This is a genomic window from Burkholderia sp. LK4, assembly GCF_001043615.1.
Lineage (GTDB): Bacteria > Pseudomonadota > Gammaproteobacteria > Burkholderiales > Burkholderiaceae > Burkholderia > Burkholderia cepacia.
In genome coordinates this window covers 1-362 of sequence record NZ_LDUL01000133.1, presented here as the reverse complement: position 1 = coordinate 362, position 362 = coordinate 1, and the positions used below count along the sequence as shown (strand labels likewise).

Annotated in this window: 1 protein-coding gene; it reads right to left on the bottom strand. The window is 68.5% G+C overall.

From position 1 onward, the window contains the following. A partial coding sequence (locus VK92_RS38280; RefSeq protein ID WP_048468245.1) for an AMP-binding enzyme occupies positions 1-362 on the bottom strand: 362 nt, incomplete at both ends.

The following is a 362-nucleotide window of genomic DNA, read 5'->3' as shown; positions in this document are numbered from 1 at the left end:
CCGACTTGCTCGACGTTGAGCAGTGCTGCCCAGATGCGGGCGATAGCTTGCTCGGTGTCGCCGACGGGGGCCTCGTACTCACGGACCTGTAGAGCGGAGAGGTCGGGCGCGGGCAGAGCACGACGATCGAGCTTGCCGTTGGGTGTGAGAGGCAACTGCTCCATCCAGACGAAGGCGGCAGGAACCATGTACTCGGGCAGGTGGCCGCGCAGATGGGTGCGCAGGGCCTCGATGTCGACGGGGGAGTCGTCGCGGGTGCAGAGGTAGGCGACGAGCCGACGATCGCCCGGGGAGTCCTCGCGCGCGATGACGGCGACGTCGCGCACGCCGGGGTGGAGTGCGAGCTGAGTCTCGATCTCGCC